General features: G+C 69.3%; 19 protein-coding genes. 9 read left to right on the forward strand and 10 right to left on the reverse strand.

Annotation, left to right across the window (positions count from 1 at the left end):
- The first annotated feature begins 115 nt into the window (after positions 1–115).
- On the forward strand, positions 116–1,075 hold the full coding sequence (locus NGR01S_RS24820) for an NsdA family TPR-like regulatory protein (RefSeq protein ID WP_063040883.1): 960 nt from the start codon (positions 116–118) through the stop codon (positions 1,073–1,075).
- Positions 1,072–1,653 carry a GNAT family N-acetyltransferase gene (locus NGR01S_RS24825; protein WP_063040885.1) on the forward strand — a complete coding sequence of 194 codons (582 nt, stop codon included), beginning with the start codon at positions 1,072–1,074 and terminating at the stop codon, positions 1,651–1,653. Before NGR01S_RS24820 ends, NGR01S_RS24825 begins: the two co-directional genes overlap by 4 nt.
- Positions 1,654–2,771: 1,118 nt before the next feature.
- On the opposite strand, the gene NGR01S_RS24835 is transcribed toward NGR01S_RS24825, so the two are convergent.
- Both NGR01S_RS24835 and pgfA read right to left on the reverse strand, forming a co-directional pair.
- Positions 2,772–2,996, reverse strand: a complete 225-nt coding sequence (locus NGR01S_RS24835; protein ID WP_157107425.1) for a hypothetical protein — start codon at positions 2,994–2,996, stop codon at positions 2,772–2,774.
- A gap of 167 nt (positions 2,997–3,163) precedes the next feature.
- Entirely contained in the window at positions 3,164–4,336 is a 1,173-nt protein-coding gene (pgfA, locus tag NGR01S_RS24840) for a cell envelope lipid trafficking protein PgfA (RefSeq protein ID WP_063040891.1), read from the reverse strand.
- 352 nt (positions 4,337–4,688) lie between these two features.
- Between pgfA and NGR01S_RS24845 the strand changes: the two genes are divergently transcribed.
- Positions 4,689–5,774: an acyltransferase family protein gene (locus NGR01S_RS24845; protein WP_245664762.1), complete on the forward strand. Its 1,086-nt coding sequence runs from the start codon at positions 4,689–4,691 to the stop codon at positions 5,772–5,774.
- A 51-nt stretch (positions 5,775–5,825) separates the two neighbouring features.
- Here NGR01S_RS24845 and NGR01S_RS31185 read toward each other — a convergent pair whose 3' ends face one another.
- The 3 genes from NGR01S_RS31185 to NGR01S_RS24860 all read right to left on the reverse strand — a co-directional run bounded on the left by NGR01S_RS31185 (position 5,826) and on the right by NGR01S_RS24860 (position 8,050).
- On the reverse strand, positions 5,826–6,071 hold the full coding sequence (locus tag NGR01S_RS31185; RefSeq protein ID WP_063040893.1) for a hypothetical protein: 246 nt from the start codon (positions 6,069–6,071) through the stop codon (positions 5,826–5,828).
- Positions 6,072–6,077: 6 nt separating this feature from the next.
- Entirely contained in the window at positions 6,078–6,710 is a 633-nt protein-coding gene (locus NGR01S_RS24855; RefSeq protein ID WP_063041021.1) for a TetR/AcrR family transcriptional regulator, read from the reverse strand.
- Between the two features lie 161 nt (positions 6,711–6,871).
- Positions 6,872–8,050 carry a glycoside hydrolase family 3 N-terminal domain-containing protein gene (locus NGR01S_RS24860; RefSeq protein WP_063040895.1) on the reverse strand — a complete coding sequence of 393 codons (1,179 nt, stop codon included), beginning with the start codon at positions 8,048–8,050 and terminating at the stop codon, positions 6,872–6,874.
- A 106-nt stretch (positions 8,051–8,156) separates the two neighbouring features.
- Here NGR01S_RS24860 and NGR01S_RS24865 point away from each other — a divergent pair, with 106 nt between their 5' ends.
- The 4 genes from NGR01S_RS24865 (at position 8,157) to NGR01S_RS24875 (ending at position 14,459) form a co-directional block, all read left to right on the forward strand.
- Entirely contained in the window at positions 8,157–8,669 is a 513-nt protein-coding gene (locus NGR01S_RS24865) for a universal stress protein (protein WP_063040897.1), read from the forward strand.
- Between the two features lie 28 nt (positions 8,670–8,697).
- Positions 8,698–9,798, forward strand: coding sequence for an isochorismate synthase (locus NGR01S_RS24870; protein ID WP_063040899.1), 1,101 nt, complete (start codon positions 8,698–8,700; stop codon positions 9,796–9,798).
- Between the two features lie 144 nt (positions 9,799–9,942).
- Complete coding sequence (locus NGR01S_RS30510; protein WP_084481682.1) at positions 9,943–10,113, forward strand: DUF2613 domain-containing protein; 171 nt, start codon at positions 9,943–9,945, stop codon at positions 10,111–10,113.
- A 68-nt stretch (positions 10,114–10,181) separates the two neighbouring features.
- Complete coding sequence (locus NGR01S_RS24875) at positions 10,182–14,459, forward strand: alpha-(1->3)-arabinofuranosyltransferase (protein WP_245664758.1); 4,278 nt, start codon at positions 10,182–10,184, stop codon at positions 14,457–14,459.
- On the opposite strand, the gene NGR01S_RS24880 is transcribed toward NGR01S_RS24875, so the two are convergent.
- Complete coding sequence (locus tag NGR01S_RS24880; RefSeq protein WP_373861464.1) at positions 14,416–15,606, reverse strand: polysaccharide biosynthesis protein; 1,191 nt, start codon at positions 15,604–15,606, stop codon at positions 14,416–14,418. The genes NGR01S_RS24875 and NGR01S_RS24880 overlap by 44 nt on opposite strands.
- Positions 15,607–15,743: 137 nt before the next feature.
- On the opposite strand from NGR01S_RS24880, the gene NGR01S_RS24885 reads away from it, so the two are divergent.
- Positions 15,744–17,537, forward strand: coding sequence for an MmpA family trehalose lipid delivery protein (locus tag NGR01S_RS24885; RefSeq protein WP_174551745.1), 1,794 nt, complete (start codon positions 15,744–15,746; stop codon positions 17,535–17,537).
- Between the two features lie 353 nt (positions 17,538–17,890).
- Here NGR01S_RS24885 and NGR01S_RS24890 read toward each other — a convergent pair whose 3' ends face one another.
- Positions 17,891–19,099: a glycosyltransferase family 4 protein gene (locus tag NGR01S_RS24890; RefSeq protein ID WP_063040903.1), complete on the reverse strand. Its 1,209-nt coding sequence runs from the start codon at positions 19,097–19,099 to the stop codon at positions 17,891–17,893.
- Positions 19,100–19,346: 247 nt separating this feature from the next.
- On the opposite strand from NGR01S_RS24890, the gene NGR01S_RS24895 reads away from it, so the two are divergent.
- The gene (locus NGR01S_RS24895; protein ID WP_063041027.1) at positions 19,347–20,147 is read left to right on the forward strand and encodes a class I SAM-dependent methyltransferase; all 801 of its coding nucleotides are present in this window, start codon (positions 19,347–19,349) and stop codon (positions 20,145–20,147) included.
- Between the two features lie 3 nt (positions 20,148–20,150).
- On the opposite strand, the gene NGR01S_RS24900 is transcribed toward NGR01S_RS24895, so the two are convergent.
- The 3 genes from NGR01S_RS24900 to NGR01S_RS24910 all read right to left on the reverse strand — a co-directional run bounded on the left by NGR01S_RS24900 (position 20,151) and on the right by NGR01S_RS24910 (position 23,093).
- The gene (locus NGR01S_RS24900) at positions 20,151–20,465 is read right to left on the reverse strand and encodes a hypothetical protein (protein ID WP_063040905.1); all 315 of its coding nucleotides are present in this window, start codon (positions 20,463–20,465) and stop codon (positions 20,151–20,153) included.
- Positions 20,466–20,805: 340 nt separating this feature from the next.
- Positions 20,806–20,988, reverse strand: a complete 183-nt coding sequence (locus NGR01S_RS24905; RefSeq protein WP_063040907.1) for a hypothetical protein — start codon at positions 20,986–20,988, stop codon at positions 20,806–20,808.
- A 272-nt stretch (positions 20,989–21,260) separates the two neighbouring features.
- A complete protein-coding gene (locus NGR01S_RS24910; RefSeq protein ID WP_063040909.1) occupies positions 21,261–23,093 on the reverse strand; it encodes a phosphoenolpyruvate carboxykinase (GTP) in 1,833 nt (610 codons plus the stop codon).
- Positions 23,094–23,155: the final 62 nt, after the last annotated feature.

Below are 23,155 nucleotides of genomic sequence, written 5' to 3' on the forward strand. Positions count from 1 at the left end.
AGTCGTGGGCGTATCTCCGGTGTTGAACCCTGCTTTCTCATCCATAATGAAGCGCCATTCGGTTCGGCGGCAAGGGCGTGACAGGTGCGGAGAGCAGCGAGACTTCGATCGATGTGTGGTTTGCGATCCCGGTACGCCCGGCACCGGACTGCCGAGACCTTCGGACGCGCAGCGGCTGCTGGCGGCTGTCGGCGAGCTGGAAGAGAAGGACCAGAAGGTAGGTGGCGGCGCCCTGCTCAGATTCGCGCTCGAACAGCTCGAGCACGCCAAACACACCCTCGACACCGCGAGTTACGACACCGCGACCGGGCACGCTTTCGCTTCCGCCACGGGGCATCTGTCTGTGCTCACCGGCTGGCTGGCACACGACTCGGATCGCCATATGGTCGCGCGACGTTGCTATGCCGAGGCACTCTCGCTGGCGAGTGAAGCAGGCGACGAAGACCTCATTGTCCATACATGCCTGAATGCGGCGAATCAGTCGATCGATCTGGCCAGAAGGGGGCAGGGCAGCCCGCATTACGCCTTGAAGCTGATCGACCGTGCCCGCACACTGGCCGGTGGCCGGCCGCCGGGCCGGATTCACGCTCTGATTGCGGGGCGGGAGGCTCAGGCACGCGGATTGCTCAGTGACCGGCTCGGATTCGGTCGCGCCGTCTCTACTGCCTGGCGGGAGGTAGAGCACGCCATCAGCTATGAGTCGCTGGAAGAGTGCCCACAGTGGCTGTGGTTCGTAACGCCCGCGGAGATCCGTGGGCACGAGGCACGCGGATACGACGAGATCGGCGAGGTACGCAAAAGCATCGAACTTCTCTATGCCGCTCCGTCGGAGGAGAGGGGCGCTCGCAATGCCGTCAGCGATCGAGCGCATGCGGCGGTGGCGCATATCCGCATGGGGGATATCCGGTCGGCACTCACCTTGGGGACGGCTGTGCTCGCCGAACTGGAGAACGTCACGTCGGGCCGGACACTGCGAGTACTGGACCCGATACGAACCGTCGACCATCCCGCGGCCGAAGAGTTCCGCGACCGGTTCGCGTCGCTGGAGAGTGCCACACTTAAGGAAAGCGCATGATCGCACCGGAATTCCGGCGTTACTCCGCCGCCCAGGCCCGCGAAATACGAGACACCGTCGAAGACATCTACCGCCGTTCCTACGTCGATGCGATCGCTTCGGGCGACCCGTTCGAATCCCCTGCGGCATTCATGCACAGGTTCGACGCCTACACCGATCCTGCTCGCGGCTCAGGGTTCGACCTGGTGTTGGCTTACGTCGACGGCGCGACGGCCGGACAGACGTGGGGATGGCCGCTACGACCGGGCGCGGCGGGATGGGGTGGGCTGCACCTGGACGACGGTGGTCTCAACGACTCTGATCTGGAGGAGTTCACAGTCGAGACCGGTGATCGGACCTTCGCTCTTTCGGAGATCATGGTGTGCGTCGAGTACACCGGGCGCGGACTCGCCCGCGCCTTGCAAGACAAGCTGTTGGCCGGTCGCGCCGAGCAACGGGCGACACTGCTGGTGAATCCGGCCAACGAGCGCGCCTACGCTCGGTATCGGAAGTGGGGGTGGTACCGGGTCGGTTGGCAACGTCCGGACTGGGACGACGCCCCCAGGTTCGATGTGCTGGTGCGAGACCTGCCGCTCTGACCCGAGACAGCCCTACACGAATCGCTCTGGGCGGGTGTGCATAACTCGGTCGTTCCAATGCCCGTGAGCAGGTGTGGAGTCTATGACCTCGGATGGTGGTCGGCGGGAGAACTGGGCCACATAGCGAACCGACTCCGGATCTTTTCATTACGAGGGTCAAGCGGGTCTGCGGCAAGGACCTTCGGCGTGAGTATCTGGCCCGTCTCATGTGTTGGCCTGGCCGGTAGTGGTGTCGCCGTTGGTGTCACGACTGGTGTCACGACTGAGATAAGGCCATTCGATCCAGATTGTGCGAAAGCGCAGCCTCGGAAGGCTCCCGCCTCAGTCGTTGGTGAGCGTTGGCAGTGAGCGTGGTGCTGCGGACTGAGTGCGGAGCGCCTGGGCAGGCGGATGGGCTCGGCGCTAGTCCGCCGCTTTATCGTGTCCGGGCCACTGGAATGGCTTTCTCGGTGGTGGTGTGCGCCCAGAGGCGGGCTGGCTCCGTCCGCCCTATATCGGCCTGCCCTTCGCGCGCAGAGGCTCCAAGGTCGAGGGTGGCGGTAGCCATCACGGAGTGACGCCGGGGGCGCCCTTGGGGCTGGAGGGGCGCGGGAACACAATGCAGGCCACCACCGAGGAAGGCCCCGCGGCCGAAGGTCGCGCTGTCCCGAAACACCGCGATGGTCTGTTTATGGCTGGTGAGGGGCGTGACGGTTAAGGCGTTCGATTCCGAACCGCCGGACACCACCGCAAACCCGTCCTTCCCGGATACCCCGGGCCAGCCAGCGGTCTGGTTCCAGGTCGAAGGTCTCGACGAGTTCACCGCCGAGCTCGATGTGGATTCGGTAGCGCAAGGCCGGGTTCGGGAACCGCAGCCCGAAACGAAACACACGAGCACCGGTCCGCGACGGAGTCGGGCAGGCATCGGTAACCCTGAACAGAGACAGCGACCGGCAGCATGACTTGCGCTGAACGCGGTGGACGGAGCTGGGCCACCGACGCGGCTCAAGTATCCCGCCCCCTTGCGATCCGTGGGATGCACGCCGATCTCGACGGAAGCATCTGAATCACCGCGTTCAAATGCGGAGTCGTCCGCCCGGCCGCCGCCTACGAAAAGACCACCTCTGCGGGCAGCCTCCCTATCCGTTGAACACCTTTTCGAGGGTGGCGGCCGTGACGGAGCGACGGAGCCAGGTGCGGATTTCTTCGGGTCTGCCGGTCTCGATCTTCCGGATCGCTGTCCGGGGGACCGAACCGAATTTGGCATCGAGGAGGTCGATCAGAGTTTCGGTTCGGGCGCGGGCCTCACCACGAGCCTCACCAATGGCCTCACCTTCGGCGCGGAGCCGTTCGGCGGTTGTCATCAATGCCTCCTTGGCTCGGGGACCCAACTGCTCGATCACGGGGTCGAGACCGTCTTCGGTTGTGTCGCTGACTTGCAGGATACGGTCGCGAAACTACCCGTAAGAGCCGACAAACAAAGGCGCCCCGGACCTTTCCGGTCCGGGGCGCCTTCGCTGTGCTCGTACGCTCAGAGGTTCTTCGGGAGTTTGATGGTCTCCGTCGGAGCGTCCGCGTTACCCGTGCGGGGCAATGTGGTGGTCGGGGCGTCGTCCGCTGCGACCGTGGAACCGCCGGTGGGGCGCCGGGCCGGGCCGGTGGGGCGGGCCGGCTGACCGCCGCGGCCGCCGGTGACGCCGAGCACGATTCCGGCGATCAGCGCGATCACGCCGAGGATGCCGAAGACGATCGGCAGGACGCGGCCGAACAGCGACAGCTTGTCGATATTGTCCTTGGCCACGGCGAGCTGGGATTCCACGGTGTCGGTGTCGAAGACCATATTGGCCTTGAGGGCGGGCACCTCCACCTTGTCGGCGGTGCGGCTGTAGAAGATATTGAGCTGTTCGCCGCCCTTGACGATGGTGCCGGTCTCCGGCTCGACCCAGACGTCGCGGGTGTTGCCGTAGAAGCGGTACATGGTGACCGGTTCTTCGCCGCCTTCGACGCCCCACTTGGCGGCGGGCAGTTCCAGTTTGTTGGTCGGCGCCTTGGAGACGTCGGCCAGCTTGGTCACCGGGACCTCCTGCCGGAAGTGGTAGACCTTGGTGCCGTTGATCTCGGTCTCTTCCTGGAACACCATGTCGGTGGTGGTCCGGGCGAGCACGTCGAAGTAGGGGTAGGTCTTCTGCTCGGTGCCGATCGGGAACCGGTACTGCAGCCCCGTGTGCTGTACCGGATCGGCGATGCTCTCACCCTTGGAGTTCGTGGTGATCGCGATCGACCCGTTGGGATCGGTGGCCACCGGCTCACCGGTCGTGCGGTCGATGGTGACCCGGTCGACGTAGGCGGTCAGCACGCCGGTATCGCCGGATTTATCGATCCGGCGCAGGGTGTTACCGGCCTGGATGGTCATCTCGTCGGCGTTGGAGGGGTCCTCGACGGTGAGAAACCGCTGGGAGACCAGCGGTACATTCTTGTTGACCTCGGCCGAGCGCCCCTCGGCCGTCAGCGACGAGGAATCCAGGACCAGGCTCTCCTGGTCTTTCTGGTTGACCGCGACGGTGGTGATCTCGAGGTCGAGAGGAGTCTTGGCCATCTTGCTGACGGTGTAGGTGGGGATCATCAGCGCGGCGACGATAAGCAGCGCGCCGAGACCCACGAGCACGCAGGCAACCGTCCTTCTGGTTCCGGCACTCAGTGCCATGCAAACTCTCCTCGTCGTAGAACACAGGTCGTTCCGCGGGTACAGCGGGGCGCCGCGGCACTCGTGAGCCCTGACACTAACAGCCTGGACGTTCCCCAGGGGTTGGCGAGGCCGGAATCCGACCGAAATCGGGGGGAGTTCGACCCGCATTGTGAAATACCGGCTTTCTACGAGCACAGACGGCCCGGCAGACTGGGACCCGATGACGACCACTCCGACCACCGATACCGGCCCCTGGCACCCCGCCGACCAGGCCGAACACCGAGCCGCAGCCGGTCATGGCCCGGCGCCGGCGGGGACGGCGCCGGTACCGGCCGGGCGTCAGCGGGGCTTTCTTCCCGCGCTCGAGGGTATGCGCGGTCTGGCCGCCCTCGGCGTGCTGCTCACCCATGTGGCCTTCCAGACGGGTGCCACCGGGATTCCCGCGCTCGGCCGCCTGCTGGAACGCTTCGATATGGCGGTCGCGGTGTTCTTCGCGCTGTCCGGCTTCCTGCTGTGGCGTCCGCACGCACTCACCGCCCGCGGCCTCGGCGAGGCCCCCGGTCTCGGCTACTACCTGCGCCACCGGGTGGCGCGGATCGTGCCCGCCTACTGGGTCGTGGTGTGCGCGGTACTGATCCTGGTCCCGGCCGCCGCCGGTACCGCCGGGCTGCAGGTGTGGATCTCCAACCTGCTGCTCCTCCAGGTCTTCGTACCGCTCACACTGACCGACGGGCTCACCCAGATGTGGAGTCTGTCGGTCGAGGTGGCCTTCTATATAGCGCTGCCACTGCTGGCCTGGCTGCTGCACGGGTTGCGCGGCCGCGCGGCCACGGCACGGGTGCCGGCCGTCCTGCTACTCGGGCTGGTCTTCCTCTGCTGGAACTTCATCCCGGTGCCGACCCCGGATGCCATCCACGCCGACAACTGGCTGCCCGCCTATATCCCCTGGTTCGCGGGTGGCATGCTGCTGGCCGAGCTGACCTGTGACGACCGGTGCCGGGCACACCTGCGGCTGCTGGGCAACCAGCGGCTGATGTGGGCGATCGCCGCCGTGGCGTTCGTGGCGTCGGCGACCCGCCTGGGCGGAGTCGCCGGGCTGACCCGGGCCGAGCCCTGGCAGTACGCCGTGAAGATGGGCCTCGGCGCGGTGATCGGGTTCGCCCTGCTGGCGCCGCTGGTACTGGGACCGCCGGACAAACCGCATCGCTGGCTGACCGCGACGCCGGTCGCGACGGCGGGACGCTGGTCCTACGGGATCTTCATCTGGCATCTGGCCGTGCTGTCGGTGATCTTCCCGGTATTCGGCATCCTGCCGTTCAACGGCAATTTCGGGGTGGTGCTGGTACTGACGGTGGCGTTCACGCTGCCGATCGCCGCGGCGAGCCACGCCCTGGTGGAGGAGCCGTGCCGGCAGTGGGCGCGGCGGCGGGACCGGCCGCGGCCCGCGAAATCCTGACCCGGCGGCCAACAGTCGCATCCGCAGCAGCCACCACAGTCCTTACCGCAGCTACAGCAATCGCAGCAGCTGCCGCAGTCGTCGCAGGAACATCCCCGGCCGCTGCGGGCCGGTGGGATGGACGCCGACCAGGTTCTTTCCGGTGGACGCGGTGGGCGGTGGCGCGATACTGCGGCCGAGCCCGCACAGGGCGGTGGTGAGTGGATCCAGTAGTGCCCAGCGCAGCGTCGGCAGACCGCTGAGGCCGACGGACCCCAGCGACGCCGCGCACCCGCGAAAGCACCACTTAACGGGCAATACGTACTATTCGGGCGACTCACCAGTTTCCGCTCTGTCCGGCGCGCCGGGTTTGCGGCCGGACAGACCGCGCCAGGCCAATGCGTCGAGCAGATCCACGGCTTCGGCCACATCGATGCGGCCGTCGGCGACGGAATCGGCGATGGCCTCACCCGCGCCGATCACCGCGACCGCGACGATATCGAAGTTGGTCCCGGGTTCGGCGTGTTTGGCGCTGGACTCCAGCAGTTTGGCGGTCAGCTCGATAACCCGCTCCCGGGCGTTATCGATCTCCGAGGCGAAGGCCTGCTGGCCGAGCGCCTGACGGTAGAGGACCTGCCAGGAGTTGCGGTGGGTATCGACGAAGCCGAGAAAACCCTCCAGGGCGGTGCGCAATTGTTCGTGCGGGCTGAGCAGCGGGTTGCCGGCAGGTGCGACCGATTCGAGGAAGCGCAGCCCCTCCCGCTGGATACAGGCGCGGAACAGTTCGTCCTTGGAGCCGTAGTAGAGGTACAGCATCGGTTTGGAGATCTCGGCTTCGGCGGCGATGGCGTCCATGGAGGTCTCGTGGAAGCCCTTGCGCGAGAAGACCTCGACCGCGGCATCGAGCATCTGCTGCTCGCGCACCGCTCTCGGAAGCCTTTTCGTACCGCCCGCCATCACGTTCTCCTACCGCAGTGAGCTCATTATATTACTCCAAAGTAAGTTCCCCAGGACCGAAACCACCGGCCGCGATGCCCGCGCGCCGGTGTTATTCCGGTAGGCGGCCGGAAACCCCGGCCCGTCATCCCGGGTCCGGGCCCGTGGCCCGGCCCGGACCGTCAGCAGGTGCGGGGGATCCGCTTGTAGTCGGCCATCCGCAGTACCGAGGCGTCCACCCGCTCCATCGGCAACCGACCGGCCGCCACCGCCTGCTCCAGCTGATCGAGCACCTGCCCCACGGCGTCGGTACTGATCCAGAGCGCGTTGTCCGCGCCGGCGACGAGCGCGGCCTCCACCGCCTGCTCGATGGACAGCCGTTCGGTGATCGCGGCCATACCGCTGAGGTCGTCGGTGAAGATCACGCCGTCGAAAGGCGCCGCCCCGTACCCCGAACCCTCGCGCAGCAGCTTCATCACCTCGGGGCTGATACTGGCCGGCACGCCCGGGGTAGTCAGCCCGGGGACATCGAGATGACCGACCATCACCGCCGAACCCGTATCGATCAGCTCACGGAACGGCACCAGATCGCTGGTGCTCAGTTCCGGCAGCGGCGGCACCTGCACGGCGCCGAGATGGGAATCGCCGGTGCTGGAACCGTGGCCCGGGAAATGCTTGAGCACCGTCCCGAGGCCGACCTCGTGCATGGCCCGGATATAGGCGTCGGCGTATTCGGTGACCACGGCCGGGTCGTCGGAGAACGAGCGGTCACCGATCACCGAATCGTCGGGCTGGGAGCTCACATCGATATCGGGGGCGAAATCCACCGTGATCCCCAGGTTCTGCATCGCCCGCGCCCGGTCCAGGGTCGCGGTATAGAACTCGTCGGGCGTCATGGTCTGTGCGGTGACCCGGGCCGAGGGCGCGGTCCCGATGAGATTCCCGAGGCGCGACACCCGGCCGCCCTCTTCGTCGGTGGTCACCATGAGTGGCACCTTCGCCGCGGCCGTCACCTGCGCGAGTCCGCCGTCGGTGAGCATCGACTGATCGGTCCAGCTGCCGACGAAGATCCCGCCGACCTGATGGTCGCGCACCACGGCGAGCGCGTCGTCGGTGCCGGTCACCCCGACGGTGAGCAGCTGCGCGAGCTTCTCCCGGGTGCTGAACTGCGCCAGGTACCGGGCGGCGCAGTCGCCTCCGGTCGTGGTGGGACCGGCCGCGTCACCGGTCGCGGCCTCGGGGCTGGTGCCGGCGCCCGGGGTCGCGGTGGTGCCGGGACCGGAGCCGCCGCCCTCGGAGCCGGAACAGCCGGTGAGGAGCGCGGCGAGCACCGCGAGCAGGACCAACGGTATCTTCCGCATCGTTCGACGGTAGCCCGCGCGCCGCACCCGCGACACTTCGGACCGGCATCCGGACAGAGGTAATCTGATAACACCGGTCAGGAGTCCGCCCTGGGAGGTCGCCGTTATGCCCTGCGATCTGATGCTCATCGCCTACGACGGTTCCGAACACGCCAAACGCGCGATCGAATACGCCGGACGTTTCCTCGCCGCCGACCGCGCGGTGGTCCTCACCGCCTGGGAGCCGATGGTCCGCCAAGCCGCGCGCATCTCTGGCATCTCCGGGATGGTCCAACCGGAATGGGTGCCCGACGAGGAACTCGAGGACATCGCCTATACCACCGCCCGTGAGATCAATGCCGAAGGCGTGCACCTGGCCGCGCTCGCGGGACTGAACGCCGAGGCGCGCACCCAGGAATACGCCGCCGGCGCCTGGCAGGCGGTCGTGGAGGTCGCCGACGAACTCGATGTCGACATCATCGTCGCGGGCACCCGGGGGGCGACCGGGCTGCGCGCACTGGTGCACAGCAGCGTGGCCGACGCCGTGCTCAAACATTGCCACCGCCCCGTTTTCCTGGTTCCCCCGGTGCAACCGGCCGGCGCGCGGAAATCCGGGCACGACGATCACGCCGCGCAGTAGGGGCGCCGCGCGTGGTTACGGTCGGCTCATGACCGGGTTCCTATTGGCACGACCCGACGGCGTGGTGCGTGGCACCGGCGTCCGCACGGTGCACCGCGATCCGTGGCAGGCCGCGGCCGCCCTGCGGGAAGGCGCCGCCGCGGCGATCGCCGGGGCGCTACCGTTCGATCCACGCCACCCGGCCGCGCTGATCGAACCCGGCGAATTGCTGCACACCGCGGGGCCGTGGCGCCCGTCCGCGCTCCCGGAGCTGCCGCGGGTACAGGTGGTGGAGCAGACGCCGAGCCCGGCCGAACACCGTGCGCGAGTCGCGCGCTTGGTGGAACTGCTGAACGAACCCGCTCCTCGCCTGCGCAAAGTGGTGGCGGCCCGCTCCGTGCGCGCCACCGCGGCGGCCGCACTGGAACCCGAGGTGCTCGCCGCGTATCTGCTGGCCCGGAACCCACGGGCGAATGTCTTCGCGGTCGATCTCACCCCCGCCGGGCGTACCGGCGCGACGCTGGTCGGCGCGAGCCCGGAGCTGCTGATCCATCGCCGCGACACGGCCGTCGAACTGTATCCGCTGGCCGGCACACTGCCCCGGTTCCCGCACCGGGTGGCCGATTCCGCGCAGGCCGACCGGTTGCGGGCGAGCGCCAAGAACCACGCCGAACACGCGTTCGTGGTCGACTGGATCACCGAACGGCTGTCCCCGGTCTGTATCGGTCTATCGGTGCCCGCGCGCCCGCAACTGGTCGCCACCCACGATGTGTGGCATCTGGGGACGCCGATCCACGGCGTGCTGCGGGCGCCGGCGCCCAGCGCGCTCGAACTGGCGCTGCTGCTGCACCCGACCCCGGCGGTCTGCGGTACCCCGACCGCCGACGCGCTCGAATACCTGACCACCCATGAGGAGGACCGCGGGTTCTACGGCGGCGCGGTCGGCTGGTGCACCGCCGACGGCGACGGGACCTGGGTGGTCGCCATCCGCAGCGCGGAACTGGCCGCGGGCGGCCACGAGTTGCGCGCCTACGCCGGCGGCGGGATCGTCGCGGCCTCCGAACCCACCGCCGAACTGGCCGAAACCACTGCCAAACTGCGCACCCTACTGGGCGCCCTCGATTGCGCCGTACCACCCGACGACGAATGAGTCGGGGATCGCGTCGGCGCGGACCGCGATAGGGGCGGCCGGAGGCAACCGTTAGGGTGAAACGCTGGACGGTCCTACCCGGACCCGGCCGGTCCTGCTAGGTTGGCCCAGATATCTGCCTGCTTCGGAGTTTGGAGTGCTGCGATGAAGTTTGCTGTCCCCGGTGTTGCGAGTGCAGTCGGCGGCGCCCTGCTGGGCGCGATCGCGGTCTTCGCCATCACCGCCGCGCTGCAGCAGAACAGCCGGCCGGAAGTCGACCGCAGCGGTAACGCGGACAGCTCGCTGCTGAACAACGTCGAATACGGCAAGCGCTGAGACCCGGCCCGATCTCGTCCCGTCCCCGCCGGAGCCTGTCGGCGGGGACGGCAAACGCCTGACCCACGGTGCCCGTCCAGTCCGATCCCGTCGAATCTGCCGACGCGGCCACCCGATTCATCCCTGACTCGGAGCCCACCGGCGAACTGGGCCGCCGCTGGTTGCTCGGCACCGCGTTCGCCGCTTTCCTGCTGACCTTTCTGCAGGCCCCGGCCCTCACCGCCGCCGACACCAAATACGATCTCGCCGAGAATCCGCTCGGTTTCCTCGCCCGTGCCGCCCATCTGTGGAGCAGCCAGGCGCCGATGGGCCAGGTCCAGAACCAGGCCTACGGTTACTTCTTCCCGCACGGCGCGTTCTTCGCGCTCGGTGATGTACTGCATCTGCCCGCCTGGGTCACTCAGCGGATCTGGTGGGCTCTGCTGCTGCTCGCGGGTTTCTGGGGTGTGGTCAAACTCTGCGAAACCCTAGGGATCGGCAGCCGCGGCTCCCGCGTCATCGCGGCCGCCGCCTACGCACTGTCGCCGCGGGTGCTGACCACCGTCGGCTCGATCTCCTCGGAAACCCTGCCCATGATGCTGGCGCCGTGGGTCCTGCTCGCGCCCGCCGCGCTGGGCACCGCCTATCGCAGGCATCGGCGCGGCGGGGCGCGGTCCCCGGCGGGCAGCGCGATGGCGCTGGCGCTGATGGGAGCGGTGAACGCGGTCGCCACCGTGGCCGCCTTCCTACCCGCGCTGCTGTGGTGGGCGAGTTTCCGCCCCGACCGCGTCTGGTGGCGGTTCACCGCCAGGTGGGTACCACTACTCGTCCTCGCGGTGGCCTGGTGGGCGGTACCGCTACTGCTGCTGGGCCGGGTGAGCCCGCCGTTCCTCGACTACATCGAATCCTCCGGGGTCACCACCCAGTGGGCGTCACTGGGTGAGGTCCTGCGCGGCACCGACAGCTGGACGCCGTTCGTCTCCCCGGAACGGATCGCGGGCGCGGTGCTGGTCACCCAGCCCGCCGCGGTGCTGGCCACCGGGCTGATCGCCGCGGCCGGAATGGCCGGGCTGGCGCTGCGGTCCATGCCGTCCCGCGGGCGGCTGGTGCTGATCCTGTGCGTCGGGCTGACCGGTATCTGCGCGGGTTATGTGGGGCAGCTGGGCGGGCCGTTCGCCGAACCGATCCGTGTCTTCCTCGACTCCGGCGGCGCACCGCTGCGCAATGTGCACAAACTCGAACCGCTCATCCGGCTGCCGCTGGTGCTGGGCATCGCCCAACTGCTGGCCCGGATCCCACTCCCGGCCTCGGTCCGGCCGGAGGTGTGGCGGGCGGCGTTGGCCAATCCGCACCGCGACCGCCGGGTCGCGGTCGCCATGCTGGTCCTCGCGGCACTCGCGCTGTCCAGTTCCCTGGCCTGGACCGGGAAACTCGCGCCCCGCGGCGCCTACGACGCGGTCCCCGCCTACTGGCAGCAGACCGCGGACTGGTTGCGGGACAATGCCGCCGACACCCGGGCACTGGTGGTTCCCGGCGCCCCCTTCGGCAGCCAGGTGTGGGGTCTGACCCGGGACGAACCCCTCCAGGCACTGGCGCAGACCCCGTGGGCGGTACGGGACGCCGTCCCGTTGAATCCGCCCGGCACCATCCGGGCGATGGATTCGGTACAGCGGCTGATCGCCGACGGCCGGCCCTCCGACGGGCTGGCAGCCACACTGCGCGGGCAGGGCATCGGGGTACTGGTCCTGCGCAACGATCTCGATCCGGACACCTCCCGCTCCACCCGCCCGCTGCTGGCGCACAGTGCGGTGGAGGGTTCACCGGGACTGCACAAGGTGGCCGAATTCGGGAAACCTGTGCAGAACGACTCCGGCCGGGACGATTTCGTGGCCCACGCGGATCTGCGGCCCGACTATCCTGCGGTGGAGATCTACCGGGTCGATGCCCCCGCCCCCGGCACCCCCGCCGAGGTGCGCGGCGGGACCGGGGCACCCGAGCGGTTCCCCGGCGCGTACACCGTGCCGCTCGATTCGGTACCGGTGGTCCAGGGCGGGCCGGAGGTACTGGAAAGACTGCATCGCGACCCCGCGACCTCACACGAGCCCACCCTGCTGGCCGCCGATGCCGCGGCCGCGGGCCTACCGGTGGGCCCGGTGACGGTGACCGATACCCCGATGAACCGGGAAACCGATTTCGGCAAGGTCGACAATCACAACTCCGCGCTGCGCGCCCCCGGCGACGCGCGCCGCACCCACAACCTGGTCCCCGACTACGCCGTGCCGGGCGCTGAACCGGTGCAGGGCGGCTGGACCGGGGCCACTATCACCGCGTCGAGTTCGGCGGCCGACGCGACACAGATCGGCGGCGTCGCCCCCGGCAACTCGACCGCCGCCGCCGTGGACGGCGATCCGGCGACAGCTTGGATCAGCAATGCGGGCGAATACGCCCTGGGCCAATGGATCCGGCTCGATCTCGACAAACCGTTCACCTCAGGTCTGCTGCGGTTCACCACCACCCCCGCCGCGATCGGCGATCCGGTGAAATGGGTGGAGGTGCGCACCAACAACGGCAGTGTCTCGGCCCGGATCAGCGAAGCGGGCGAACCCGTTTCGGTCGCGCTGCCGGTGGGTTCCACCGAATGGGTGAAGATCACCGCCATCCGCACCGAACGCGGTACCACCGGTGGCCAGTTCGGGATCAGCGAACTGGGGCTGGAGGACTACACCGTGCGCGACGCCGGCGTCCCGGTCGAGATCCGGCACCGGACCGTCCTGCCACCGCCGCCTCCGGATGCCACGGTCACCGAATGGGATCTGGGCCAGGAATTCCCCGGGCGCGGCGCATGTTTCGACAGTCCCGATCGCGTCCGCTGCGGTAAGGGCCTGGCGCTGGCGCCCGAAGAGCTGGGCCCGTTCGGCCGGACGCTCTCCGTGCCGGCGCCCGCCACCGTCGAACCACGACTCATGGTCCGCCCCCGGCAGGGTCCCGGGCTGGAGGCATTACTGACCGATCCGGCACGCCCCGTGGCGCGCGGCGCCTCCGATGTCGGTGATCTGCGTGGTTCCGCGTTCGCCGCCACCGACGGCGATCCCCGCACCAGCTGGACCGCGCCGGAGGACACGGTCCGCGACACCCTGGGGCCCAAACCCGCGCTGACCATCGAACTTCCGGAGCCCACCCTGGTGACCGGCCTGGAACTGACGCCTTCGCTGGGCGGCCTGCCCGCCGCGCCCACCTCGGTCACGGTGAACCTGGGCAACGGCCCGCAGGTCCGGGGGATCGAGGAACCCGACAAGGTCTCCCGGATCGACCTGCATCCCACGGTCACCGACCGGATCGAGTTGAGCATCCGCAGCTGGGAAGCGGTATTGGACCGGACGGCGCTCGGCTACAGCCAGCCCCAGCCGCCCGGCCTCGCCGAAATCGGTGTGCTGGGTCCGCAGTATCCGCCGCCCGCCCCGGCGGACCGGCCGGTGACCGTCGGGTGTGACGCCGGCCCGACCATCGCGGTCGGCGGCCGCCTCGTCCACACCAGCGTCACGGCCACCGTGGGCGAACTGCGTGCCGGTGACCCGGTGCCCGCTCAGGTGTGCCCCGACGCGCCGCAGGACGCGGGCACCTTCCCGGCCACCGCACCCGGTGTCGTACAACCGGTCTCACTGCCCGCCGGAGAGGTCGACGTAATGGTCGCGCCGACGGAACTGTTCTTCGTCGACCGGCTGCGCCTGGTGGACACCCGGCCCGCGGCTCCCGCCCCGAGCACCGGCGCCCGCCTGCTGACCCTGCCGCTGAGTACCAATACCGGCTGGTCGGCCCATACCGCCGACGGCCGCGAACTGCGGCCGGTCGTGGTCGACGGCTGGCAGCAGGGCTGGGTGCTGCCCGCCGATACCACCGGCCCGGTGACCGTCTCCTTCCCGATCGACAGCTGGTACCGGCTCGCGCTGCTCCTCGGCCTCCTGCTCCTGATCCCGCTCATCGCCCTCGCCGTGCCGCGCGGCCCCCGCACCGAGGCGGTGGCGGCCCCGGGCGTGTGGTCACCGCGGATACCCGCCGCCCTCGCCCTGATCGCCGCCGCGACCCTGATCGCCGGGGTGACGGGCACCGTTCTCACCGTCGCCGGCCTGGCGGCCGTCCGATTCGTACCGCGGCTGCCGCGCCGCGCCCTCGCCGCGGTCGCCGGAGCGGGCACGGTGATCTCGGCCGCCGCGCTGTCCACCGGACCGTGGCGGATGCCCGGCGGTTATATGGGAGATTCGCTGTGGGTCCAGTTCCCGGCCCTGGTCGCGGTGATCGCGGTCGGGCTGGCGGCGCTGCCCCGGATCAGGCGGGCGCCGGAACCCGGCGACCCGCCGCCGTCCGGATGACCAGTACCGCGACGAGAGTCGTGGTCACGGTGGCCACGGACGCGACCGTGACGATCAGTCCGGTGACACTGTTCGCCAGGGTGAGTACGAGCACCACCTCGAGAACCAGGCCCGCCCACGCGATCCCCGCCAGCGCCGTCCGCTGCACCGCGATGGCCGACAGCAGCGCTCCCTGGAGTACCGCGAGAATCGCCCCGTGCAGCGCGAACAACCACAGCAGACCCTCGATCGGCGCGTAATCCCGGCCCGCGAAAACCGGTGCCAGCGGGGCCGCCAGCGCCGCGGCCAGCACGGCGACCACCCCGATACCGGCGAGAACTGCCAGCGCCGATCGCACGGCCGACCGGGACGAGGCCGGCTGCGCCATCCGTGGATACAGCACCACCCCCACCGCCTGCGGTAACCAGAACGCGACCTTGGTAGCGATCGTGCCCAGCGCGTAGCGGCTGGCATCGGGTTCGTCCAGCACGATGCGGACCACGATGAGATCCGCGGAGGACAGCGCCATCAGGGCCGCCTGCACCTGCGCGGCCTGCAGCACCGCGAACACCCCGTCGAATCCACCCGCGACACCGGCGACCGGAACCGGGGCGGGACCGTCCACGGTTTCACCCGCCGCAACCACCGGCCGGCCGCTGCCCGCCACCACGCGGGCGTAACCCGCGGCGGCGGTGATACCGCCGGCCGCCGCCCACAGGGCCGGGGTCGCGCCACCGCCGCAGGCGAGCACCACCAGCGCCGGGAGTACCTTGGCGATACCGGTGACACCGAGCACCACCGCCAGCCCACGGAACCGGCGCGACCCCTGCAACACACCCTGGTCGCCGGCCAGCACCACCAGCGCGGGCGCCGATCCCAGAGCCGCCGCCGAGGCCGCGATACCGACCTCGAGCAGCGCACTCACCACCGGTACCAGCACCACGACGGCCACGGCCACCAGCAGCGCGCACCGCCGGCGCAGCGCCCGCAGCGCGGCGATATCGGCACCGTGCACGAGTTCGCGGGCCACCACGTTCTGCAGGGCCAGCGCCGGTACCGCGCACAGCAGCTGCACGGCCAGCAGGCTGGCGAACTCGCTGTACCCGGCCACGCCGAGCCAGCGCCCGGCCAGCAGCTGCAGCAGATAGCTCGCGATATTCGCGATCATCGCCCCCGCGGTCACCAGGGTCATGTCCGCCACGGCGGGGAGACGGCGAACGGACTGCACGTGCGCAAGTGTCCCACCCGGGCCGGCGTACATACCGGTCCGCCCCGCCGCGGCCGGCGAACGTAGGGTGACTGGCCGTGAGTGCGCAACGAACAGGCCGGTGGACGCGTCTGCTCCCGGCCGGTTACAGCCTGCTGCTCACCCTGCTCATCACCGCGCCCCTACTGCGACCCGGATATCTGCTGCTCCGCGATGCCGTGAGCACGCCGCGCTCCTATCCCACCGACGCCGCGCTGGGGTTGGGCGACGCGGCCCCGCGCGCCGTACCCCAGGACGCCCTGCTCGCCGCGTTGTCCCCGCTGATCGACGGCGGGTTGCTGGTGAAAGTCGTCCTGCTGGCCGCGCTCTGGGCCGCCGGGTACGGCGCCGCGGTGCTCGTCCGGGAATTGCTCGGCGCCCCGCTCGCCGCGCAGCTGGTGGCGACCACCCTCGTCGTCTGGAACCCCTATATCGCCGAGCGGCTCCTCCAAGGGCACTGGAGCCTGCTCACGGGCTACGCCGCGCTGCCCTGGACGACCCTGGCCGCACTACGGCTGCGCACCGCCGGCCGGCCCCGGTTCGATCGGTTCCGGGACCGGTCGGTACTGGCCGGCTGCCTCGCGGCCGCGGGCCTGACCCCCACCGGCGCCCTGCTCGCCACGGTGGTCGCCGTGATCGTGGCCGGATGGCGTCGCGCGCCCGGAGTGATAGCGCTCGCGGTCCTGGCCTGCGCCCCCTGGCTGGTGGCCACCGCCGTCTCCGGGGTCGCGGCCGAACCCTCCGACCCCGCGGGCGTCACCGCGTTCGCCGCCCGCGCGGAACCCTGGCTCGCCACGGTGGGCAGCCTCGCCGGACTGGGCGGTATCTGGAACGCCGAGGCGGTACCGGTCTCGCGGACCACTCCGCTGGCCGCCGTCGCGACGATCCTGCTCCTCGCGGTGGTCCTGCTCGGCTTCCGACGGGTCGCGGCGGCCGACGCGGACCCCGAACACACCCGGGCCCGCCGGATCCTGCTGGTCCTGGCCGTCGCGGCCGTACTGGCCCCGGCGCTCGCGGCCACTCCCGCCGGACTCACGGTGATGGAATGGCTGGTAGTCGAGATTCCCGGCGCCGGACTGCTGCGCGATACCCAGAAATACGTGGCGCTGGCCGCTCCCGGCTATGCGCTCTGCGTGGCCGCCGCATGTCTCGGTTTCCCCGGCCGGCGCACCGGCGATGACACGGACCCCCACGGCGACGAGCGCCCCGGTCTCGCCGACGACCACGGTGCCCCGGACCGCTGGCCGCCGGTCCTGGCCGCACTGTTCATCGGCGTGCTGACCCTGCCGCTGCTCGACCTGGGCTGGGGCGTCGGCGGGCAAATGCGGGCCATCGCATACCCGGCCTCCTGGCACGAGATCGCCGAGCGCGTCGACGGACCGGGCGATATCGCCGTACTGCCGGGCGGTATGTTCCGCCGCTTCCCCTACACCGGATCGGCACCGGTCCTGGACCCGGCGCCGCGACTGCTGCCCCGCGACGTCCTGCAGACCGGGGCACTGCCCGTCCAAGGCGCGACGGTGACCGGCGAGGGAGCCCGGGCGCGGACCGTGGAGAACCTACTCCTCGACGGTGGTCCGGCGGCTGACCTGGCACGGCTCGGCGTCGGCTGGGTGCTGGTCGAACGGGACTCCCCCGGCCCGCTAGGGAACTCCGCGGCGACGCTGGCGTGGTTGACGCCGGTCCACGATACCGGCGACCTGGCCCTGTACCGGGTCCCGGACGTCCGACCCCGGCCCGTGCCCGAACACCGATCGCCGGTGGTGGCCGCGCATATCCTGTGGGCGCTGCTGCTGGTAGCACCGCTCGCCGTCCGGGCCGCCGAGTTCGTAGTGCGCCGAGTCAGAAGCTGAGACCCGGTTGCCGGTGCGATGGCGCCGGCCGGTACACCCTTGCGAGTGCCGAATTACGGAAACCCGCACGGACTGGTACACCGAGGCCGGAATGCGGCCGGCCGGGGACCGCGCCGCGACGCAGGTGCAGTCCGGCAGGCCGGCAACAGTGGTCGGACCGCTATCGCCTGTGACCATCGGAAGCGGCGCAGCTCGAGGAGCCCGCACAAGGGCGCCTCGCCGGGTTCGATAGACGCCCTTCGCCGGTTGCGCCGACGTATGAACGGCACCCGGCCCGGCGCTCGGCCGATCTGGGCCGCCGCCGTGGTACCGGTGGCGATCGATGTGATCGAAGGCGCCAGGGCGGCGTACCCTCAGGCGCCGGCCGGGAGTTCGGCGCGCGTCCCGGCACGCACGTCCTCGCGCGGTGAGATCAGTCCGCTGATCCGCCGACCCGCCGCGGCGGCCGCCAATACCCGGTGTACCCCCGAGGCCGTGTGCTCCCAGGAGAACTCGCGCGCCCGGGCCCGGGCCTTCTCACCCATGATCGTGCGCGCGGCCGCGTCGTCCAGCAGTTCACCGACCGTGGCAGCCAGCTGATCGACGTCGTCGGCCAGCACCCCGGTCACGCCGTCGACGATGGAATCGGTGAGACCGCGCGACGAGCGGTAGCCGACGGTCGGCACACCGTGCTGGGCTGCCTCGATGACCGCCAGACCCCAGCCCTCCTTACGGGAGGGCAGTACGTGCACCCAGGCGCGGGAGAGCAGCTCGTGTTTACGGCCCTCGTCGACGTGGCCGTGGAAGGTCACCGCGTCGGCGATACCGAGGGCGGCGGCCTCGTCCCGAAGTTTGTCCGCCCACCAGCCGCCGCCGATCACATCCAGCCGCACCTCGGGGATCCGGACCCGCAACCGGGCGACAGCGGTGAGCGCGTCCTCGATCTGCTTGTGCGGGACGAGCCGCGACAGCACCACCACTCGGGGTTCGGCCGAGCGAACGACCGCACTGCCCGTCGGGACATGCGCGGGGACCGGTTCCGCCCCGTTGCGGACCACCGCGATCCGGGATCGGTCGACGCCGAGCGTCGCCAGTTCCTCGGCCGAGGGCAGGGAGACGGTGAGATACTGGTCGGCGCGATGTACCCGGGGCGAGAGCACCGATTCGATCCACCAGCCGATCCGGCCGACCAGCGCACCGGCCACCGGCCACTGCTCTCGGTGCCCGTGATGGACGAGCACCACCGAGGGCACACCCGAGACCAGCCGGGCGAAGAAAGGAATGCCGTTCTGGGTGTCGATCACGGCCTCGGGGCGGATGCCGCGCAGCGGGCCGATACCGCACCGGCCCAGCGCGATGGCGGCCAGCGCGCGCGGATACACCGAGAACCGGCCGCCGCCCCGGCTGATCTCGATACCGTCGATCCGCTCTCGTTTCGGCGCACCCCGATAACGGGCGGTACGCAGCGTCACCTGCATACCGCGGGCGGCGAGATGCGCGCCGACCTGTTCCAGGTACCGCTCGCTACCGCCGCCCTGTGGATGACCGGTATCACGCCAGCAGAGCAGAAGTACTTCGCGCACGTGGGTGTTCTCCGGTGGGCTCGGGTCCCGCGTATGGGACATGGGCATCGCGGTACACCTTAACGCCGAAGTCCGTCCGGCAAGTCGCCCACCTGCGTGTCCATTCGGTATCGAAGATCGCACGAGGGGATTTACCGGCGGCGAGATCTGTCATATTTCACAATGTGCGAAACTCGGCATCGTGCTCGACGCCGAGGAATCAGTTGTGGACCGGATATCGCCCGAGGCGGGCAGCGACGCCGATACCATGCTCCGGCCCGGCTCCGCCGGCTCCCCGGCCCGGTCTGCGCCGAAGCGCTTCCGCTTCGCGCGCCGCGCCTCGGTGCGCAGGTCATTGCGCCTGCTGCACAGTTTTCGTTTCGAACAGACCGATCCCGCGCGCTTCTACGGCGGTATAGCCACCGACAGCGCCCATCTGCTCGCCGATTTCTATGCCGATCTCACCGGCCGCGATCTCGCCGGCGCCACCGTCCTCGATGTCGGCGGGGGTCCCGGATACTTCGCCGACGAGTTCGCCCGAGCCGGTGCCCGCTATATACCGGTGGAGCCCGATTCCTCGGAGATGCACGCCGCCGGTATTTCGGTACCGGCCGCGGTCCGCGGCTCCGGGATGGCACTGCCGTTTCGCGACGACGCGGTCGACATCTGTTTCTCGTCCAATGTCGCCGAGCACGTACCGGATCCGTGGCGGATGGCCGACGAAATGGTCCGGGTCACCCGGCCCGGGGGCATGATCGTGCTGTCCTACACGGTGTGGCTCGGCCCCTTCGGCGGCCACGAGACCGGCCCCTGGCACTACCTCGGCGGAGAGTACGCTGCCCGGCGGTATCGGCGCCGACACGGAAAGGAACCGAAGAACCGTTTCGGCACCTCGCTGTTCGCGGTCCGGGCGGCGGACGGGGTGCGCTGGTCACAGCGCACATCGGCGCACACCTTCGCGTTGTTCCCCCGTTATCACCCGCGCTGGGCCTGGTGGCTGGTGCGGATACCCGGCATCCGCGAGCTACTGGTCAGCAATCTCGTGGTCGTCGCGAGCAAACCCGGCTGAGGATTACATCGCCACCTGCGCCCGGCTCCGGCCGATCCGGCCGCGCCAACCGTTGCGCACCACCGGTTCGGTTCTGGCCCAGGGTGATTCCTGAATGGCCAGGCCCACGGTTTCGAGAGTGGTGAGCCCCACGAGATCGGCCAGTCCACCGACCACCGCCACGGCTTCAGCGGCCTGCATGGCCGCTATCGCCTGTTCGGTGGTCAGGGTCCGTCCCGGTAGGAAGGAGACGACCCAGCCGCCGCTGCCAACGCTTTTCGCTTGATGGTCGGTCTGGTCGCTTGTCATCAACGCCCGGCCGATCACTTGCACCGCCATGAACGCCTCTCCCAATCGCGGGTATTCGGTTCGATCAATGGAGCGAGCTGATATCTGGCTAACATCATGCGCCCTCCAGCAACAAAACGCAATAGTGCGTTCGATGAAACACGAACCGGGAGGTCGGATTTCGCGGCGACGGCCACCTGCAACAAACATCAACCGACGGGCTACTCGCATTACGGAGTTCACGAGTTCTCCTCGCGCACAGCGCAACACCCGTGGGACTCGAAAGTCTGCCACAGTGACCGCTTTCCGCCGCGCCGAAACACCGGGCAGGCGAAAGAACACCGATATCAACCGATCCCGGTGACACGGCACGGAAAACTCGTGTAGCGAACTAATCGGTAGCCGGCAATGCCCGGACGACCGGCTCGTCGCCGTCGGCCGGACCGCCGGGCGCGACCACATCGACCCGCCAGCCGGCCGGAAGAACCGCGCGCAACCGTCCCGCCTCCCGGCGCAGCGGTGTACTGACCGATACACCGTCGGAGAATTTCGGGGTGATGAACTCATCGGCCATGTTCCAACCACCTCTCAGGGGTGATCGGCTCGGCCACGGATAACGACGGCGGGAGCCGATCGGGCGATATCGGGACGTCCAATCGGGGAGTGCGTGGTCTGAGATCCAGGACACAACCAGAATAAGGCACCCGGCCTCCGCGAAGCCGCCTCCACCCCGCCGCGTGGCGGGCACCGCTCGCGATACAGCGCGACCCGTGGCGAACAGATGTTCGCCACGGGTCGCGGCGCGAAAATCGGGTCACCCGGGCCGGGCCCGAACGACCGCCGTGCCTACTGCACGCGCTGCTTGAGCGCCTCGAACTCGTCGCGCACGCCGGAGGGCAGCTTATCGCCGACGAACTCGAACCATTCCTCGATGAGCGGGATCTCGGCCCGCCATTCGTCCACGTTCACCGCGAGCGCCGCGTCGACATCGGCGGCGTCCACATCCAGGCCATCCAGGTCCATCTGCGCGGCGGTCGGCACCTGACCGATCGCGGTGCTCTCGGCCTCCGCCGAACCCTCGATACGGCCGACGATCCACTCCAGCACCCGGGAGTTCTCGCCGAAGCCCGGCCACAGGAAGCGGCCGTCGTCACCGCGCCGGAACCAGTTCACGTAGAAGATCTTGGGCAGCTTCGCCGCGTCGGCGTTCTTGCCGAGGTTGATCCAGTGGCCCAGGTAGTCGCCCACGTGGTAGCCGAGGAACGGCAGCATGGCCATCGGGTCACGACGGACGGTACCGACCTTGCCCTCGGCGGCCGCGGTCTGCTCCGAGGACAGCGTGGCGCCCATGAACACGCCGTGCTGCCAGTCGAAGGATTCGGTCACCAGCGGCACCGTGGTCTTGCGCCGGCCGCCGAACAGGATCGCCGAGATCGGCACGCCCTGCGGATCGTCCCATTCGGGCGCCAGGGTCGGGCACTGCGACATCGGGGTGCAGTACCGGGAGTTGGGATGCGCGGCCAGCGTCTCGGTATCCCGCAGGTACCAGTCGTTGCCCTTCCAGTCGATCAGATGATCGGGCTCACCCTCGAGGCCTTCCCACCACACATCGTTGTCGTCGGTCCGGGCGACATTGGTGTAGACGGTGTTGCCCGCCTCCAGCGTCTCCATGGCATTGGGGTTGGACGAACGGTTGGTGCCGGGCGCGACACCGAAGAAACCGAACTCGGGGTTCACCGCGTAGAGGCGGCCGTCCTTGCCGAAACGCATCCAGGCGATATCGTCGCCCAGGGTCTCCGCGCGCCAACCCGGCACGGTCGGCTGGATCATGGCGAGGTTGGTCTTACCGCAAGCGCTCGGGAACGCCGCCGCGATGTAGTAGGCCTTGTTCTCCGGGGAGATCAGCTTGAGGATGAGCATGTGCTCGGCCAGCCAGCCCTCGTCGTGGGCCATGGCGGAGGCGATCCGCAGCGAATAGCACTTCTTGCCCAGCAGCGCGTTGCCGCCGTAGCCGGAGCCGTAGCTCCAGATCTCCCGGTCCTCGGGAAAGTGGGTGATGTACTTGGTGTCGTTGCACGGCCACGGGACGTCGGCCTGGCCCTCGGCCAGCGGGGCGCCCACCGAATGCAGCGCCTTCACGAAGGGTCGATTCGTGCCCAGCGAGTCCAGCGCGGCCCGGCCCATCCGGGTCATCACCCGCATGGACACCACGACATATTCCGAATCGGTGATCTCGACACCCAGCTTGGGGTCGTCGGCACCGAGCGGGCCCATGCAGAACGGCACCACGTACATGGTGCGACCCTTCATCGAGCCCCGGTACAGCTCGGTCATGGTGGCCCGCATCTCCGCGGGATCGACCCAGTTGTTCGTGGGGCCGGCGTCGGCCTCGGACTTCGAACAGATGAAGGTGCGCGATTCGACCCGGGCCACGTCGGAAGGATCGGATAAAGCCAGGAACGAGTTCGGCTTCTTCTTCTCGTCGAGCTTGCGGAAAGTGCCTGCCTCGACGAGCTGGGTGGTGAGCCGGTCCCATTCGGCGTCGGAACCGTCCGCCCACACGACTCGATCCGGCTGAGTCAGTTCGGCGACCTCCTGAACCCAGGCGAGCAGTTCGCTGTGTTCGGTCGGCGCGGTGCCGTCGGATCCACGAAGACCGGGAATGGTCGCTGAGGTCATTGAAAATTCTCCTGAAATGGGCGGCGAAGAATGCTTCCGCCCTGGCCCTTGGGCCCGTGACC

The sequence above is a fragment of the Nocardia grenadensis NBRC 108939 genome (genome assembly GCF_001613445.1).
In the GTDB taxonomy this organism is placed as follows: Bacteria; Actinomycetota; Actinomycetes; order Mycobacteriales; family Mycobacteriaceae; genus Nocardia; species Nocardia grenadensis.

Excerpts from the sequence above, each read along its gene's own strand:
- NGR01S_RS24835 (WP_157107425.1), bottom strand. The coding sequence starts at position 2,996 with ATGACAACCGCCGAACGGCTCCGCGCCGAAGGTGAGGCCATTGGTGAG.
- NGR01S_RS24845 (WP_245664762.1), top strand. The coding sequence starts at position 4,689 with ATGCGCGGTCTGGCCGCCCTCGGCGTGCTGCTCACCCATGTGGCCTTC.
- NGR01S_RS24865 (WP_063040897.1), top strand. The coding sequence starts at position 8,157 with ATGCCCTGCGATCTGATGCTCATCGCCTACGACGGTTCCGAACACGCC.
- pgfA (WP_063040891.1), bottom strand. The coding sequence starts at position 4,336 with ATGGCACTGAGTGCCGGAACCAGAAGGACGGTTGCCTGCGTGCTCGTG.
- NGR01S_RS24825 (WP_063040885.1), top strand. The coding sequence starts at position 1,072 with ATGATCGCACCGGAATTCCGGCGTTACTCCGCCGCCCAGGCCCGCGAA.
- NGR01S_RS24870 (WP_063040899.1), top strand. The coding sequence starts at position 8,698 with ATGACCGGGTTCCTATTGGCACGACCCGACGGCGTGGTGCGTGGCACC.
- NGR01S_RS30510 (WP_084481682.1), top strand. The coding sequence starts at position 9,943 with ATGAAGTTTGCTGTCCCCGGTGTTGCGAGTGCAGTCGGCGGCGCCCTG.
- NGR01S_RS24880 (WP_373861464.1), bottom strand. The coding sequence starts at position 15,606 with ATGATCGCGAATATCGCGAGCTATCTGCTGCAGCTGCTGGCCGGGCGC.
- NGR01S_RS24860 (WP_063040895.1), bottom strand. The coding sequence starts at position 8,050 with ATGCGGAAGATACCGTTGGTCCTGCTCGCGGTGCTCGCCGCGCTCCTC.
- NGR01S_RS24895 (WP_063041027.1), top strand. The coding sequence starts at position 19,347 with ATGCTCCGGCCCGGCTCCGCCGGCTCCCCGGCCCGGTCTGCGCCGAAG.
- NGR01S_RS24900 (WP_063040905.1), bottom strand. The coding sequence starts at position 20,465 with ATGGCGGTGCAAGTGATCGGCCGGGCGTTGATGACAAGCGACCAGACC.
- NGR01S_RS24905 (WP_063040907.1), bottom strand. The coding sequence starts at position 20,988 with ATGGCCGATGAGTTCATCACCCCGAAATTCTCCGACGGTGTATCGGTC.
- NGR01S_RS24910 (WP_063040909.1), bottom strand. The coding sequence starts at position 23,093 with ATGACCTCAGCGACCATTCCCGGTCTTCGTGGATCCGACGGCACCGCG.
- NGR01S_RS24855 (WP_063041021.1), bottom strand. The coding sequence starts at position 6,710 with ATGGCGGGCGGTACGAAAAGGCTTCCGAGAGCGGTGCGCGAGCAGCAG.